This is a genomic window from Monashia sp. HAY1-5C (assembly GCF_056755255.1).
The window spans coordinates 1-14,863 of sequence record NZ_JBPGXG010000027.1 but is presented as its reverse complement, the minus strand read 5'-3'; the positions used below and the strand labels follow the sequence as shown (position 1 = coordinate 14,863).

The 14,863-nt window shown below is 74.1% G+C and carries 8 protein-coding genes; 6 read left to right on the top strand and 2 right to left on the bottom strand.

Annotation, left to right across the window (positions count from 1 at the left end; translation table 11 throughout):
• Positions 1-180 precede the first annotated feature (180 nt).
• Together ACR9ZK_RS06335 and ACR9ZK_RS06330 are read left to right on the top strand one after the other, a co-directional pair.
• Positions 181-6,903, top strand: a complete 6,723-nt coding sequence (locus tag ACR9ZK_RS06335; RefSeq protein ID WP_481341044.1) for a hypothetical protein — start codon at positions 181-183, stop codon at positions 6,901-6,903.
• Positions 6,903-10,775, top strand: coding sequence for a hypothetical protein (locus ACR9ZK_RS06330; protein WP_481341043.1), 3,873 nt, complete (start codon positions 6,903-6,905; stop codon positions 10,773-10,775). The genes ACR9ZK_RS06335 and ACR9ZK_RS06330 overlap by 1 nt, the downstream gene beginning before the upstream one ends.
• Positions 10,776-10,855: 80 nt before the next feature.
• On the opposite strand, the gene ACR9ZK_RS06325 is transcribed toward ACR9ZK_RS06330, so the two are convergent.
• Both ACR9ZK_RS06325 and moeB read right to left on the bottom strand, forming a co-directional pair.
• The gene (locus tag ACR9ZK_RS06325; protein WP_481341042.1) at positions 10,856-11,584 is read right to left on the bottom strand and encodes an MGMT family protein; all 729 of its coding nucleotides are present in this window, start codon (positions 11,582-11,584) and stop codon (positions 10,856-10,858) included.
• Between the two features lie 44 nt (positions 11,585-11,628).
• A complete protein-coding gene (moeB, locus tag ACR9ZK_RS06320) occupies positions 11,629-12,807 on the bottom strand; it encodes a molybdopterin-synthase adenylyltransferase MoeB (RefSeq protein ID WP_481341041.1) in 1,179 nt (392 codons plus the stop codon).
• Between the two features lie 93 nt (positions 12,808-12,900).
• Here moeB and ACR9ZK_RS06315 point away from each other — a divergent pair, with 93 nt between their 5' ends.
• The 4 genes from ACR9ZK_RS06315 to ACR9ZK_RS06300 all read left to right on the top strand — a co-directional run bounded on the left by ACR9ZK_RS06315 (position 12,901) and on the right by ACR9ZK_RS06300 (position 14,786).
• The gene (locus ACR9ZK_RS06315; RefSeq protein ID WP_481341040.1) at positions 12,901-13,575 is read left to right on the top strand and encodes a TetR/AcrR family transcriptional regulator; all 675 of its coding nucleotides are present in this window, start codon (positions 12,901-12,903) and stop codon (positions 13,573-13,575) included.
• Between the two features lie 67 nt (positions 13,576-13,642).
• The gene (locus tag ACR9ZK_RS06310) at positions 13,643-13,864 is read left to right on the top strand and encodes a DUF3107 domain-containing protein (protein ID WP_481341039.1); all 222 of its coding nucleotides are present in this window, start codon (positions 13,643-13,645) and stop codon (positions 13,862-13,864) included.
• 115 nt (positions 13,865-13,979) lie between these two features.
• The gene (locus tag ACR9ZK_RS06305; protein WP_481341038.1) at positions 13,980-14,249 is read left to right on the top strand and encodes a GlsB/YeaQ/YmgE family stress response membrane protein; all 270 of its coding nucleotides are present in this window, start codon (positions 13,980-13,982) and stop codon (positions 14,247-14,249) included.
• A 267-nt stretch (positions 14,250-14,516) separates the two neighbouring features.
• Complete coding sequence (locus ACR9ZK_RS06300) at positions 14,517-14,786, top strand: GlsB/YeaQ/YmgE family stress response membrane protein (protein ID WP_481341037.1); 270 nt, start codon at positions 14,517-14,519, stop codon at positions 14,784-14,786.
• The last annotated feature ends 77 nt before the right edge of the window (positions 14,787-14,863 follow it).

Sequence of the window (14,863 nt, the reverse complement as noted above, 5' to 3'; positions counted from 1 at the left end):
CGGGCCACACGCGGCGACCCGGCTGCGCAGCCGCGGGACCCGCGTCCCGGGCGGCCCGGGTGCGACGCCCGTGCCGGGCTCGCGCGGTTTCTGGCGTTTTCGGTGTGGCCACCCCTGCACCGGCGTAGCGTCGAACCGTTTCATCGCCCTGTGTGCTCACCCGTTCGGGGACGTGACGCGATGTCGATGTGGGACGACCTGCCGCAACCGGTCCAGAGCTCCGGGGCGCTCGACGGGGTGCGCCCGCTGCTCGAGGACCTCGACGTCACGGGGCCGACGGAGGTGGGCGACGCCGACGGGGCGTGGGACGTCTGGACCTTCGACCAGGACCTGACCCGCCCCCTCGCCCTCGACCCCCGCACGGGAGGGTTCGGCGCGAGCCAGGGGTCGACGGGCACGCCGGTGGAGTTCACCGACCCGCACGTTGACGGTGACTTCTCGCTGCACAAGGACGGCCCCGGCGGCACGCGGGACGGCGGCTGGCGCCTGCGGATCGCCTCGCCGGGGTTCCTGTTCCACGTGCCGTTCCTCCGTGGAGCGCTGCTCGACGCCCAGGGCCAGCTGCGGGCCGACCCGGCCAAGCCGCAGGTCGGGTTCGTCGTGCCGCGCGTGCGCTTCCGGGTGCAGCAGCTCGGCGGCGGCTCGGTCGGCGTCGACATCCTCTCGGCGACGACGTCGGGCACGCCGGTCGACCACATCTACGAGCTCATCCGGATGGACCCGCCGTACGCCCTCGTCGGCCCGAGCGACTGCGTCGGGTTCGCCTTCCGCACCGCGGTCCTCGACCTCTCCGGCACCGCGGGTCCCGGCGTGCCGGCCGGCGCCCGCGCCATGCCGGGCGACTGGCAGGGCTTCTACCTGCCGGAGGCGCGTCTCTTCGTCGCGCCCGACGGCATGGAGGGCATCGCCGTCAGCGCCGGCGTGCGCAACCTCTGGGTCGGCATCGGCGTGCACGAGGGCGTCACCGGCGTCTTCGAGGCCGAGGTGGTCAACCGGGGCACGAACCCGAGCGTGCGCGTCCACTTCCGCACGGCCACCGGGGAGCTCGTCGACGACCCCGGGACCGGCACCGCGATGCTGCCCGAGCAGTCGACCCTGTTCGTCGACGCCGACGGTGGCCTCGCGCCCCTGACGACGACGATCGTCGTGGGCGGCGTCACCGCCACGCCCGCGAACACCGACCGCACGCCCGTCACGACGCCGGACACCGGGACCGTCGCGGTCACCGTGACCGTCACCGACGCCGCGGCGCACACGACCGTGCGCACCTTCAGCGTCGGGCGTCGTACCGAGCCGGTGACCCCCGGCGCGACGGGCATGCCGGTCACCGTCACCGACACCTCGCACGAGGCGACGCGGGTCGTCATCGTGTCGCAGACCGGCACGAGCGCCCGCGTCGCCCTCGCGAGCGGCGTGGCCGCCGACTGGTCCTGGACCGGCGGCAGCTCGGGCAGCCTGCCGGCCGCGACCGAGGCCGAGATCGAGGTGGGCTCGGGCGCCACGGTCAGCGTCTCCGCCACGACGACGAGCGCCGCCCAGCAGCAGCTGGACGCCTACTTCCTCTTCGACCATCCGAGCCCGAGCGAGGGCCATGACTACGCCGTCAACCCGGCGAACCTGAGCGCCTCGCCCGCGACCGACCGCACCCACCCCTCGACCGGTCCCTCGTTCATCGCCGACGCCACCTCCCGCCGGTCGGTCGTCGGAGCGGCCACCCCGCTCACCGTCGACGGGTTCGCGTCGTACGAGGGGCCCGAGCAGCAGCCGGGCCACAACCAGGCGCTCAGCGAGCGCCGCATCGCCGCCATGGTCGCGGCCCTCACGGCGGCCGGGTACACCGCCGTCACCCCGGGCACGGCCCACGGGCACGGACCCGCCCAGGGCAGCGGCGACCCGGCGTCGACCCGGTGGTGGCACGCGACCGCGACGTCGGGGGCCGGACCGGCGCCCGTCACGGTGACCGCCGACCTGCACCGCGACCCGCCGCCCGCGACGCACGACGACGACCCGGCCCCGCACCAGCCCGCACGCCCCGACTGCTTCCACCTCCTCGGAGTCCGGGTCGAGCTGGTCCGCAGCACCGTCGTGCGCTGCGAGGTCTACGGCGAGTTCGACATCGAGACCGCCACCGAACGCCGCCTCGCCGCGCACGGCGCCGAGCCGCTGCGGGCCGGTGACCGGCCCAACCCGAGCGACGGCATCTGCACCTTCCTCGTGCGGCTGCGCATCGCCGAGGACCAGGGCTCGTGGGACGTCACCGGCGAGTTCCGCGCCAAGGAGGGCGACCTCGACGGGCTCGCCGAGATGCGCGACTCGCAGGCGCACCCGGTCACCCTGAACATCCTCGGGGCCCTGAGCATCCTCGCGCCGCTGACGTCGTCGGCCACCGAGCTGTCCCCGGCCGCCGGGGCCGTGGTGGCCCTCGGGTCGGTCGCGCTCGGCGCGGGCGACCTGCTGCACACCAAGCGGCTGACCCTGCGGGGCGCCGAGGTCATCGTGTCGCAAGGAGTCCTCGGCGGCGACGGCATCACGACCGTCAGCGACCGCGGCACCGCGGTGAGCGTGCTCCTCGACGTCGAGGTGGCGTTCTGGTTCGACCTCACCCTCGTGCGGGTCGACCCGAACATGCCGGTGACGACGCGGTACAAGGCCATCGGCGTGCGGTCGCAGTGGGGCACCGGCTCGGGAGGGTCGCTCGACTACGTGCCCCTGCCGGTCTTCGACCCGAGCCGGGGCTACTCGCTCGACATCCCCGCGGGGTCGATGCACGCGGTGCCGCCGCTCGACAACGTGCTGCGGATCATGGGCGTGCGGGTCAGCCGCGACAACCCGACCTACCTCGAGGTCGAGGTGGGGCTGGGACTCGATCTCGGGATCATCACCATCGAGACGGTCCGGGTGCGCGCCCGCGTCGACGGGCCGCCGCTCGACCTGCAGATCACCAGGCTCGCCGCGTCGATCGACATCCCGAACGTCATCACCGGACGCGGCGAGGTGAGCATCGAGCCGGGTGGCTTCTCGGGCGCGCTCGACGTGCAGATCGTGCCGGTCAAGATCCGCGGCAGCCTGACCTTCACGTTCCGGCAGGCCGGTGGGGTCAGCGGCGTGCTGCTCGGCGCCGAGATCGAGTTCCCCGTGCCGCTCGTGCTCGGGAACTCCGGCCTCGGCATCTTCGGCTTCCTCGTCGGCGTCGGCATCAACCACAAGCGCATCGAGGGCACCGGCCAGGTACCTGCTCTCCACTGGCTGCGCGACCAGCTGGGCCGGCCGGGCGGCGTCATGAACGGCGCCGGCTGGGAGCTGCACCAGGGCGGGTTCGCTTTCGCTGCAGGCGTTCTCGTGGGCACGCTCGAGGGCGGCTACGTCCTCCACCTCAAGGGCCTCGTCATCGTCGAGGTGCCCGGACCACGCCTGCTGTTCGTCATGAAGGCCGACGTCCTCAAGGTGCCCCCGGCGCTCGAGGACGCCAACCAGAGCGCGACGTTCCTCGCCGTCCTCGACCTCGACTTCGGCCGCGGCACCATCACGATCGGCATCGTCGCGGAGTACCAGATCGAGAAGATCCTCAAGGTGCGCGTGCCCGTCACCGCGTTCTTCGACACCAACGACGTCGAGTCGTGGCTCGTCGAGCTCGGCAACTACCAGGACCGCGTCACCGTCGAGGTGCTCGAGGTCATCACCGGCAGCGGCTACCTCATGATCCACGGCAACGGGATCTCCCACGCGCAGCTGCCCGTCGACGGCCTGCCGGCAGCGCCGAGCGGCCTCGCCATCGCGACGGGGTTCCACATCAGCGCGGTCCTCATGGGCAGCAAGTCGGTCGGCCTCTACCTCGAGGTGGCGGCCGGGTTCGACGCGATCGTCGGCTTCGACCCGTTCTTCATCGCCGGCACGATCTACGCGCGCGGCGAGCTGCGCCTCTTCGTCGTCAGCATCGGGGCCTCGGCCGAGCTGACCGTCATGGTCGGCAAGCGGACCATCGGGGGCGTCGTCCGCGACGACCCGTACGTGCACGGCGAGGTGTGCGGCGAGATCGACCTGTTCTTCTTCTCCGTCAAGGGCTGCGTGTCCCTGACGATCGGCGCCGAGCCGGAGGACGACCCCAGGGCCAAGCCGCTCGTGGCCGGGCTGGCCCTGGTCTCACGCTCCCCCGCACTCGTCGAGGGCACCGCCACCGAGCGGGCGGTCGACGCCAAGATCGGCGACGGCGTCGACGTCGACGCCACCGACCCACCGCCGATGCCGGTGGTGCCGATCGACGCCGTTCCCGTGCTGACGTTCTCGACGCCGCCGCGCGTCGCCGCGAACTGCGTCATGGGCGGAAACCCGTTGGGACAGAACGGCGCTGCCGCCAACCCGTGGAGCCGCATCGGTGACCGCTGGTGGCGCTACGACGTGTCCTCGGTCACCCTCACCGGTGGGGCCCTCATCCCGGCGCCGCCGACCGGCAGGACGCCCAGCGTCTGGTGGACCGGCGCCCCGGCCGGGACGGCCGTGCCGACGACCGCGCTGGCCCTGCTCGACTGGCTGCCCACACCGTTCTCCCGCGCCATCCCCTACGGGGAGCAGCTGACGACGAGCGTCACCGAGCGCTGGGGCACCGTGTGCCACCCGGCGGCACCCGCGGCGCCGGTGCTGTGGACCTTCGACGGCAAGCCGGCCGGCCCGAGCGTCCCGGGCTGGCGCCTCGACGGCGTCGCGTGGCCCGACCCTCCTGGCACGACGCGCTCGGCGCCGGTCCAGGCCCTCATGGCGGTCACCGAGCCGTGGCGCACCGGCGACCCCGAGGTCGACCTCCTCCACGGCACCGATCCCGCCGTGGTGCTCGCCGACGCCGTCCCGTGCCGGGGCGGCCGGGTGCGACGCTCCGACGGGCGCCTGCCGGCGAAGCTGGCGGCCGGGTCCGCGCTGACCGCCAGCGCGTCCGCGTCCTCGTGGACCACCGGCGACGCCGCGACGCTGGACCTCATCGACGCCGGCACTCCCCTGGCCGACGTCATGGCAGTCCGGGCGACGACCGCCTGGAGCCCCGACGCCGGGGCGGAGGGGCTCGCCTGTCGAGGTGCGGTCCTGCGCAGCCCGCGCCGCGACTCCCTCGACCCGGCGCCGCTCGGCACCGACGAGGACCGCGAGGAGGTCAAGGAGGCATGGGCCAGAACGAAGTTCGTGCCTGAGGACCTGCGCGACGCAGTCCGGTTCTCCCCCGACGGTGGCCTGCGCGGAGCCACGTTCCTGCTGCTCGCGCCGGAGCGAGCAGTCGGCGGCGGGCTCGTGCTGCGTGCCGAGGCGGCCGACCGGTCGGTGCTGCTCGACCGCCCCGTCGACGGCGGCGACCTCGTCGACGCGGGTCACCCGCTGCCGGCGACGTGGCTCGACGCGTCGGGGCCGTGGGTCGACCCGGTGCTGCGGGCCGGGCTCTACGCCGCCCGCGTGCGGGCCGCGTCCGGCTCCGGACTCGTGTTCGTGCTCGTCGACCTCGAGAAGCTCCCGGACGAGACGGCGAGCGTCGTCATCGGCTGGCGCCCCGAGGTGGCCGCCAGGCTCGACGAGCCCTTCTACGTCGTCGCGGCCACGGGCCTCGTCGGCTCCGAGGCGTGGCGCGAGGACTGGGACTCCACGACATCCTCGGCCGACCAGGACGCCCTCCAGACGGCCCTGACCCAGGACCCCGACGACCGCGCCCTCCTCGAGCCGGGCCAGACGTGGACCGTCGCCGTCACGTGGACCGCGGCGTGGATGAAGCAGGACGCGCAGCCGGCGCCGACCGACACCGGCACGGTCCAGCCCGCCGTGACCCAGTCGTTCCGGTACCGCACCGACGCCGCCTCGGCGTACCCGACGGTCCTGTCGCCCTGGCTCGTCGCGACCGCCCCGGGCATGGACGACGTCGGCGTCTTCTGCCGTGAGCCCGTGCGGATCGCCTTCGCGACGCAGAAGGTCGCGGCGCTCTACCAGGCGCACGGACGCTCGCTCCAGGCCGTCGTGCGGTCGGCGTCCGGTGCCCACCCGCCGGCCCCGGGCTCGACCGACCCGGGCTCGCCCTACGACATCACGCTCGACCCCGAGGCGCTGCTCGCACCGGCGGCGGGCCTGCGGGTGCTGACGCCGTGGGAGGACGCGGTGCGCGACGTCGTGTCCGCCGGGGGCGACGGGACCCGGTGCATCGACGTGTCCGGCGAGCGGGTCCTCCAGGATGTCCTGACCCTCCCCTACGACTTCGAGCCGCTCACCGACTACCTCGTCGACGTCCACGCCGTCGCCTCGGGCGAGGCGACCACCACCGCCAACCGCATCCACCGCATCGGCTTCACGACCTCGCGGTTCCTCGGGCTCGACGACCTCGTCTCCTACGTCGCGCCCGCGACCGTCCGCGGGCGCCTCGTGCCGACGGGGGCCGCCCTCTCCGGGCTGCCGCTGCGGCCCAGCGGGGACGACGTCGACACCGCCTACCAGGCAGCGGGACTGTCGGTTCCCGAGGTGCCCTCCTTCCCCGCGGTCGAGGTCCTGTGGTCCGGCGACGCCGTCCCGCAGCCGGTGGCCCTGGTCGTCGAGTGCAGCGAGCCGCTGTGGCGCTCCCGCGTCATGCCCCAGGTCGTCTTCGGCCCGATCGACGCGAGCGACCCGACCCACAAGTGGTGGAAGGGAGTTCGAGGCGACTGGCTCTCGCTCCAGCCCAGCACGGCGCCCGTCGGCGGTGGGGACCTCCCCCGGGCGAACGTGACCCGGATCGTGCGGTGCCCCGGCGACACGCGGGCCATCGCCCTGCTCGCCCCCGGCTCGCGGGGCCAGGAGGTGCGCCTCGACCTCGTCGTGGCCGCCGACCCGCTCGCGGGCGTCGCCGAGGACCGACGGACGTGCGTGCGGATGGGCCTGCTCCGGGCCCCCTGGGAGGTGGAGGACTGATGGCACTCCTCGCGAGCAGCCGGCTCTTCCGGGCCGAGGCGATGCGCCTGGACTGGGGCCGCGTCGTGGAGGCGCACGTGGAGCAGGTGCACCGGTCGGGCTGGCCCCTCGCCGAGAAGGTCCTGCCCTCCGGTCGCCAGCTCGAGGAGGCGAAGCGACGCTCCCGCGACCTGCACGTGTGGTGGGCGTGCAGCCCTCGCCTCGGCGTGCCGCGCGGCCCCTTCACGGTGTGGGCGCGGGTGCCCGACGACCCGCTGACCGACGTCGACGCCGTCGGGCTGCCCGGCGGCGCGGGCGAGGCGCCCATCACGGCGTGGAACGTCGAGGCGGCGGTCGTCGAGCTGTCGGTGTCGCCCTTCGACGCGGGCCGGCCGGTCCGCGTCACGCTCCACCGGCTGCAGGGCACGCTGGCCGACGTCGTCGCGGCCGCCGTCGTGGCGCCGGGCAGCGGTCCGACGAGGGTCCGACTGCGCTGCTCCGGAGCCACCTTCGCCCGCGTCGACAACGCGTCGGTCACCGCCGTGCGCGTCCGCAGCCTCGTCGACGTCGTCAACGACCCCGGCTGGCGGCGCCTGGAGGTCGTCGGGCTCCCGGCCGAGCAGCCTTGGGCCGCAACGGACTACGACACGACCGACCAGGGGTTCGTGAACGACCTCAAAGCCCCGCGGGAGGCGGCGGTGGACCGGCTCGTCCGTGGTGCCCCGCCGCTCGGGTGGTCGCCGATGACCCAGTCCGGACGCGCCGCGCCACCGTGGGTCTCCGCGGACCCCGACGGCCTCGTCAAGGAGGTGCAGGTCGAGCTGCTGCCCGAGCTCGAGCCGCTCTACCGGGCGAGCGTCCCGGAGTGGACCCAGCGCACCCTCGAGGAGACGCGCGCCGTGGCCGGGCCGAGCAACGGCCCGCGCACGTCGAGCCTCGACACGTCGGCCGTCATCCGGCCGCTGTCGCTGCTGACGCTGCCGGCCCAGACCGACCCGCTGCTCAACCTCGCCACCGGCTTCGGCACGACGTACACGGTCGACACGACGCTGCCCTTCGACGGCTGGCCCGACATCGCCGAGCGCCTCGACTTCATGGTGACGGCCGACTACTCGCGCACTCCATCACCGTGGCGTACCAAGGGCACCGTCGCCGCCTACGCCCCGGTCGTCGGGCCGCACACGGTGACCGCTCCGCCGACGGCGCTCACCGCCGAGCGTGCCGGTCTCGTCGGCCCGCAGCACCCCGACGACCCCTGGCGGGAGAGCGTCCGGGTGTCGTGGGACGCGCTGCCGACCACCGTCAGCTTCGGACGCGTGTCGGCCGGCGTGCTCGCCCGCTGGGACGCGTCGTCGCTGACGAGTGAGAGCCTCGCGCCACCACGCGGCTCCGGCGGTGTCCGCCCGCTGACCCTGAGCCCGGACGGCCCCGAGGGGCAGCCGGGACACGACCGGATCGCCTTCGTCGACGGCGCCGCCGACATCCCGATCGGCAGCGGCGGCCGCGACGTCGGCTACGCCACGGCCCTCGTCGACATCCACGGCCTGTGGTCGGCGTGGCGCGACGTGCCGTACTCCGGTGACGAGCCCGCGCCCCAGGCGCCCCGCGTCATCTCCCTGGCCCTCGACAGCACCTTCACCGGCAGCGCCGCCGCGTGCCCGTCCGCCGTGCGCCTCGAGGCCGCCGTCGACTGGAGCGAGCGCACCCCGGCCACGCTGGTCGGCGCGGCGCTCCTCTACCCGATGGCGAGCGCCTCGTCGGGCCCGCCCGCGGGCCTGGACCCGGACCTCGCCACGCCCGCCGGCTGCTTCCGGCGCGACTTCGCCCTCTCCTTCCCGACCGACACCCCGGTCCCGTCGGGCTGCACGGTGGTGTGCCTGTCCTCCGACGGCACGGAGGAGGTGCTCGCCGGTCCGGGGCAGGGTGACGGCGGCCGCCGGTACGCCCTCGAGGTGCCGGTGCCCTGGCTCGACTGGACGCCGACGCAGCGGTGGGGCGTGCAGGTGTGGCTGCGCAGCCACCTCGACGTCGGAGCCTCGCCGACGCCGTGGGTGCCCGGTGCCGCCAACCCCGCGCGCGCCGTGGCCGCCAGCCCGGTGCCCGTGACGCCGCTGCCCCCGCCCGCGCCACCGGGCGTGCCGCTCGGCAGCACCCTTGACGCCCATGGCTGCTCGCACGTCCGCGTCCGGTGGTCGTTGCCCGCAGGTGCACCGGTGCGCTCCTCGATCGTCTGGGAGGTCTCGGAGACCGCGCTCGTCAAGGCAGCGGGCGGGCTCTACACGCCTCCACCGGTTGCCGTCGGGTCCTCGGGGTCGCCGCCACCCGGTCTGCGCCTCGCGGCCCTCTGGGACGCCTACGACCGGATGGACGACACCGCTCGACGCGCCGCCTTCCGACGCCTTGCCGAGGTCGACCCGTCGACCGCGTCCCACGACGTGCGCCTGCCCAAGGGCTCCACCGACATCCACCTGTTCACCGTGACGACCCAGACCCTGACCGGCATCGAGCCACCGTGGCCGGGCAGCGGCACCGCCGACGCGCACCTGCACCTCCAGGCGGCGATCGCGCCACGGCTGCGCCGGCCGGCTCCGCCCCTCGCGCGGGCCACGCCGAACGACGACGGCACCGTGACGCTCGCCCTGTTCTCGGCCAGCCGCATCCCGGTCGACCGGTTCCTCGTCTTCGCCACCCGGTCCGAGGCGGCCGCGCGGGACCGCGAGTCGATGGGGCCGCCCGTCGCGTCGGTCGGCGCGACCATGGGTGGGACCGACCCGGTGACGAGCTCCCCTGTCTACGAGGGGAGCTGGACGGGCAGCCTCGGCGCTGTCGCCTGGGACCCGTGGCTGGTCCGAGTCGTCGCACGCCCGGTCGACACGCTGCCCGTGGACGGTGTTCGCGGCCAGACGTCGGACGCCTCGGACGTCGTCTCGGTGCTCGTCCCGCCCGCCGGCGCACCCGACCTCGACGCACCGTCCGTGGAGGTCTGGGGCGCGGACCACCGCGGTGTCGTCGTCCGCACCTCGACGAGCGCCCCGACGCGCGCCACCGCGAGCGGGTCGCACCGCTTCGGCGCCACGACGGGTCCCGGCGCCACCGACGTCGTCGTACCCGCACCGCTCGAGTCGCTCGCCGAGACCACCCTGACGACGCCACCCACAGCGGCCTCGACCTCCCCAGCCCCCGAGCGCGGGGCCAGGGTCGCCGGACGCTCGCCGCTCGCCGTGTGGTTCACCCGACCCGTCGCCACGGACCCCGTCGACGTGACGCTGCGGCTCGTCGACCCGTTCGGCCGCACGACCGAGCGCACCATCACGGTGCCCGGCTGGGTGCCTCCCCCACCGTTCACCGTGACGATCACGGGTCTCGTCCCCCGCCCCACCGGCGTCCTCGCCCTGCTCGAGACGGACGCGCCGACCGCGGCGTCTGCGGGCATCGTGCTGCACGTGCGCGCCCTCAAGCGCCGGTTCGGTCCCATCGTCGGGCCCGTCTTCGACCCACTGGTGGGGCCGCTGCCACGGCCGGACCGGCCGCTGCCGCCGGTCGGGCCCGTGAGCCCGGTCGGCCCGCTGCGACCACCCGTGGTGCCGGGAGCGCCGGGGCCCCTGACGCCGGCGGGTCCGCTCGGGCGACCGCCGGTCGGGCGACCGCCTGTCGGGCCGCTGTTCCCGCTCGTCACCGTGGTGACCGGTGACGTCGCCCTGGCCGACATCCCGGTCGGGCTGCCCTTCTTCCCGGCCGACGGGCAGGTGCACGCCGTGAGGGTCAAGGGGCCGGGCGGCGCCGGCCGCTACGCGGTGTGGGTCCCGGTGGTGGCACCGCTCACCGTCGAGGTCGTCCTCGAGTCGCCGGACGGCCGGACGGCGCGCGCCACGAGCAGCACGAGCAGCACCTAGGACGGACGCCTCGGCGCTCTCCACCGACCGCCGGGAGATCCGGCGCAGGTCCCGCCGCGCCCGCGCGGGCCAGGTGCCCGTCAGTCCGCGACGAGCTCGACCTCGAAACCCTCGCCGCTCTCGAGGTAGGCGGCGTAGTGCTGTGGTCCGCCGGCGTACGGGTGCCGGTCGGCGAACATCAGCGACCACCCGGCGTCGGCGCACTCGCCCACGACCGCGTCCACCTCGGCGCGCGAACCACCATGGAAGGCAAGGTGGTTCAGCCCCGCACGGGTGCGGTCGTGGCGGCCCTTCGAGACGTCGGGCCCGGACTCGACGACGAGGTAGAGCGAGCCGAGCTCCCACGCCTGCCCGTGTCCCCAGTCGTCGCCGAGGTGGTAGCCCAGCCGGCCGAGCAGCCAGCCCCACTCGCGGGCCGCGGCGTCGATGTCCTCGACCCAGATCTCGACGTGGTGCAGGGCGCCCCGCGACCGGCTGCCGCCGCCGCCCGTCGACGCAGCCGCGCCGAAGTCCCAGCGCGCGGCGTCCATGTCCGCGCGGCCGCCGTCGACGAGCCCGCGGACCATCGGCGTGCCCTCGGCGCGCCAGTGCTCGACGGCCTCGCCCTCGAGGCCCTGCGGCGGGCGCCCGTCCGAGCGGATGACCCGCCACCACGGGACGTCGGAGCCGTACCGGCTCATGACCGAGCCGACGGTCCGCGGCCCCATGCCGCCCAGCCGCCTGGCGACGTCACCGTAGGCGAGCACGCGCCCGGACGGGATCGACGCGACGAGCGAGAGCACGCGGTCGGCGTGGTCCTCCAGTGCCACCGGTGTCCTTTCGGGAAGGGGTCGGCCGGACGTGGGCCGGACGTTCAGTACTCGGGCTGCGCCGGGTCGATCTCGCGCACGTAGGCGACGACGCCGCCCGCCACGTTCGCGACGTCGGTGAAGCCGGCCCGGAGGGCCAGACGGGTGGCCTCCGCCGACCGGCCACCGACCTTGCAGTGGATGAGGACGCGCCGGTCCCGGGGCAGCCGCCCGAACGCCTCGCCCGAGCGGAACAGGTCCAGGTGGATCGGGACCGCGCCCGGGATCGAGGCGATGGCCCGCTCCTCCTCGCCGCGGACGTCGACGAGCAGCGGTGGCGCCTCGCCGCGCAGCTCGTCGGCCATCTCGCGGACGGTCACGGTGGGCAGGGCGTCCTCGTCGTCGTGGGCGGCGCCGGGCACGCCACAGAACTGCACGTAGTCGATGAGCTCGGTGACGGTCGGCTCGTCACCGCACACGGGGCACTCGGGGTCACGGCGCACCGTCAGGGTGTCCCACGTCTGGCGCAGGGCGTCGTGGACCAGCATCCGGCCGGTCAGCGGCTCGCCGATGCCGAGGAGGAGCTTGATCGCCTCGGTGGACTGCACCGAGCCGACCGCGGCGCACAGGACGCCGAGGACGCCGCCCTCGGCGCAGCTCGGCACCGACCCGGGCGGCGGCGGGTCGGGGAAGACGCAGCGGTAGCACGGCCCGTGCCCGGCCCACCACACCGACACCTGGCCGTCGAAGCGCAGGATCGAGCCCCACACGTGCGGCTTGCCGAGCATGACGCACGCGTCGTTGACGAGGTAGCGCGTCGGGAAGTTGTCGGTGCCGTCGACGACGAGGTCGTAGCCGCCGATGATGTCGAGCGCGTTGGACGAGTCGAGCGCGACGTCGTGCCGCTCCACCGTGACGTGCGGGTTGACGCGGCGGACCGCCGCCTCGGCCGACTCCGTCTTGGGCCGGCCGATGTCGGCGTCGGAGTGGATCACCTGCCGGTGCAGGTTGGTCAGCTCCACGACGTCGGCGTCGACGACCCCGATCGTGCCCACGCCGGCGGCGGCGAGGTAGAGCAGCGCGGGCGACCCGAGCCCACCGGCCCCGACGACGAGGACGCGGGCGGCCGCCAGCCGCTCCTGCCCCTCGAGCCGGACGTCGGGCAGCAGGACGTGGCGGGCGTACCGCGTCGTCTCGTCCTTCGACAGCGGGCGACCCGTCTTGACCAGCGGATCCGTCGACATGCCCTCACCGTACTGCTCGGTATGGTGAGGAACGACATGGTCGTCCGCCTCGGCGGACGACGAGCACCACACAGGAAGTGCCTCGAGGGACGCATGACAGACGAGACCACCATGCCGGGCCGCGGGCAGCGGCTCCCCCGCTCCGAGCGGCGCGCCCAGCTGCTCGAGGCGGCGCTCGCCGTCTTCGTCGAGAACGGCTACCACGCGGCCGCGATGGACGACATCGCCGCGCGGGCCGGGGTGTCCAAACCCGTTCTGTACCAGCACTTCCCGGGCAAGCTCGAGCTCTACCTCGCACTCATCGACCAGCACGCCGGCGAGCTCGAGCAGCTCGTCCGCGACGCGCTCGCCCTGTCCGACAACAAGGCCCGCATCAACACCATGACGCGCGCCTACTTCGACTTCGTCGGCAAGGAGGGCGCCGCCTTCCGTCTCATCTTCGAGTCCGACCTCGCCAACGAGCCCGAGGTGCGCAAGCGCCTGGACCAGATCGACCTCACGTGCGCCGAGGCGATGGCCGAGATCATCAGCACCGAGACGTCGATGACGCGCGAGGAGGCCGTCCTCGTCGGCGTCGCCTTCGTCGGCCTCGCGCAGACGTCCGCGCGCCACTGGCTGACGCACGAGGCGAGCCTGTCCAAGGAGACCGCCGTGCGCATCACCGGGTCGCTCATCCGCCGCGGCTTCGGCGCCTTCCCCCGGTCCGGTGCGGGTTCGGACGACGCGTCCGGCCCGTCCCGGGAGTCGGTCGGCAGCAGCGCTGGTTAAGGTGGCCACAGGGCGTGCGACCCACCCACGCCACCACCGAAGGACGAACCGAGAAAGCAGGTTTGACGTGGAGGTCCGCATCGGCGTGCAGAACGTGGCACGCGAGATCACCTTCGAGACGACGCTGAGCTCCGACGAGCTCGTGGCCGTCGTCAAGGCCGCCCGCGAGGGCGACGTCCTCGAGCTGACCGACGACAAGGGCGGCCGCATCGTCGTTCCCGTCGCGTCGCTCGGCTACGTCACGACCGGCGCCGAGCGCCGCACCGGCGTCGGCTTCGGCGCCTCCTGACCGAACCCCGTCCGCGGCCGGCCGACCACGCACCGTTCTGCGCGGCGTCGGCCGGCCGCGAACGGGTACGTACGACCGGAGGCGTCCACCGCCTCCCGGCGCCAGGAGGAGCCCCATGACCGCAACCCTCGTCGCGGCGTTCGTCGCGGGAGCCCTCGTCGGTCCGCTCGCCCGGGCCGCGGTCCCCGGCCGGCACGGCACGAGCGTCGTGACCACCGTCGTCCTCGGCGCCTTCGGGTCGCTCGTCGGCGCGTGGATCTACCGGGCCGCCTCGGGGTCGCAGACGAGCGGCGTCGACTGGACCTCGTTCCTCATCGGCGCCCTCGTCGCCGCCGCGCTCATCGTCGGCTACGGCATGGTCACCGGCGACCGCCAGCCACACTGACCGGCGCGCCGAACCGACACCTCCGGCGCCCCGTGGGCAGCGCCATCGGACCGGGTGTGCCCCATCTTGCGCGGGCCCGATCCTCGCCCGGATCGGCCCGGACGTGATCGTTACGGCTCGGAGCGGGTACGAGTCAGGTGCACGAAGGCACCGTCACATCGACCACATGCGACACATGCGGTGGGAGGTCGGCGGTGTTGCAACTGGTACCCGCGCACGAGCACGGGACGGAAGCCGGTCACCGTCGGTGGCCAGAAAGGCTGAGACATGGTTGGCGCAATCATCGGCGCGATCGTCGCCGGACTCATCATCGGAGCCCTGGGCCGACTCATCCTCCCGGGCAAGCAGGACATCTCGATCGTCATGACGATCATCATCGGCATCGTGGCGTCGCTGCTGGCGACGTTCATCCTCGGCGCCGTCTTCGGCTACTCCAACGACAACGGCGGTGTGCGCTGGTGGTTCTGGATCGTCGGTGCCGTCCTGGCGGCGATCGGCATCACCGTCTACGGGCGGATCAGCAAGCGGGCCGTCTGACCCGCGCACCTCGACACGAAGGGCCCGACCGGTCACCGGTCTGTCTCTTATACACATCTGACGCTGCCGACGACGGA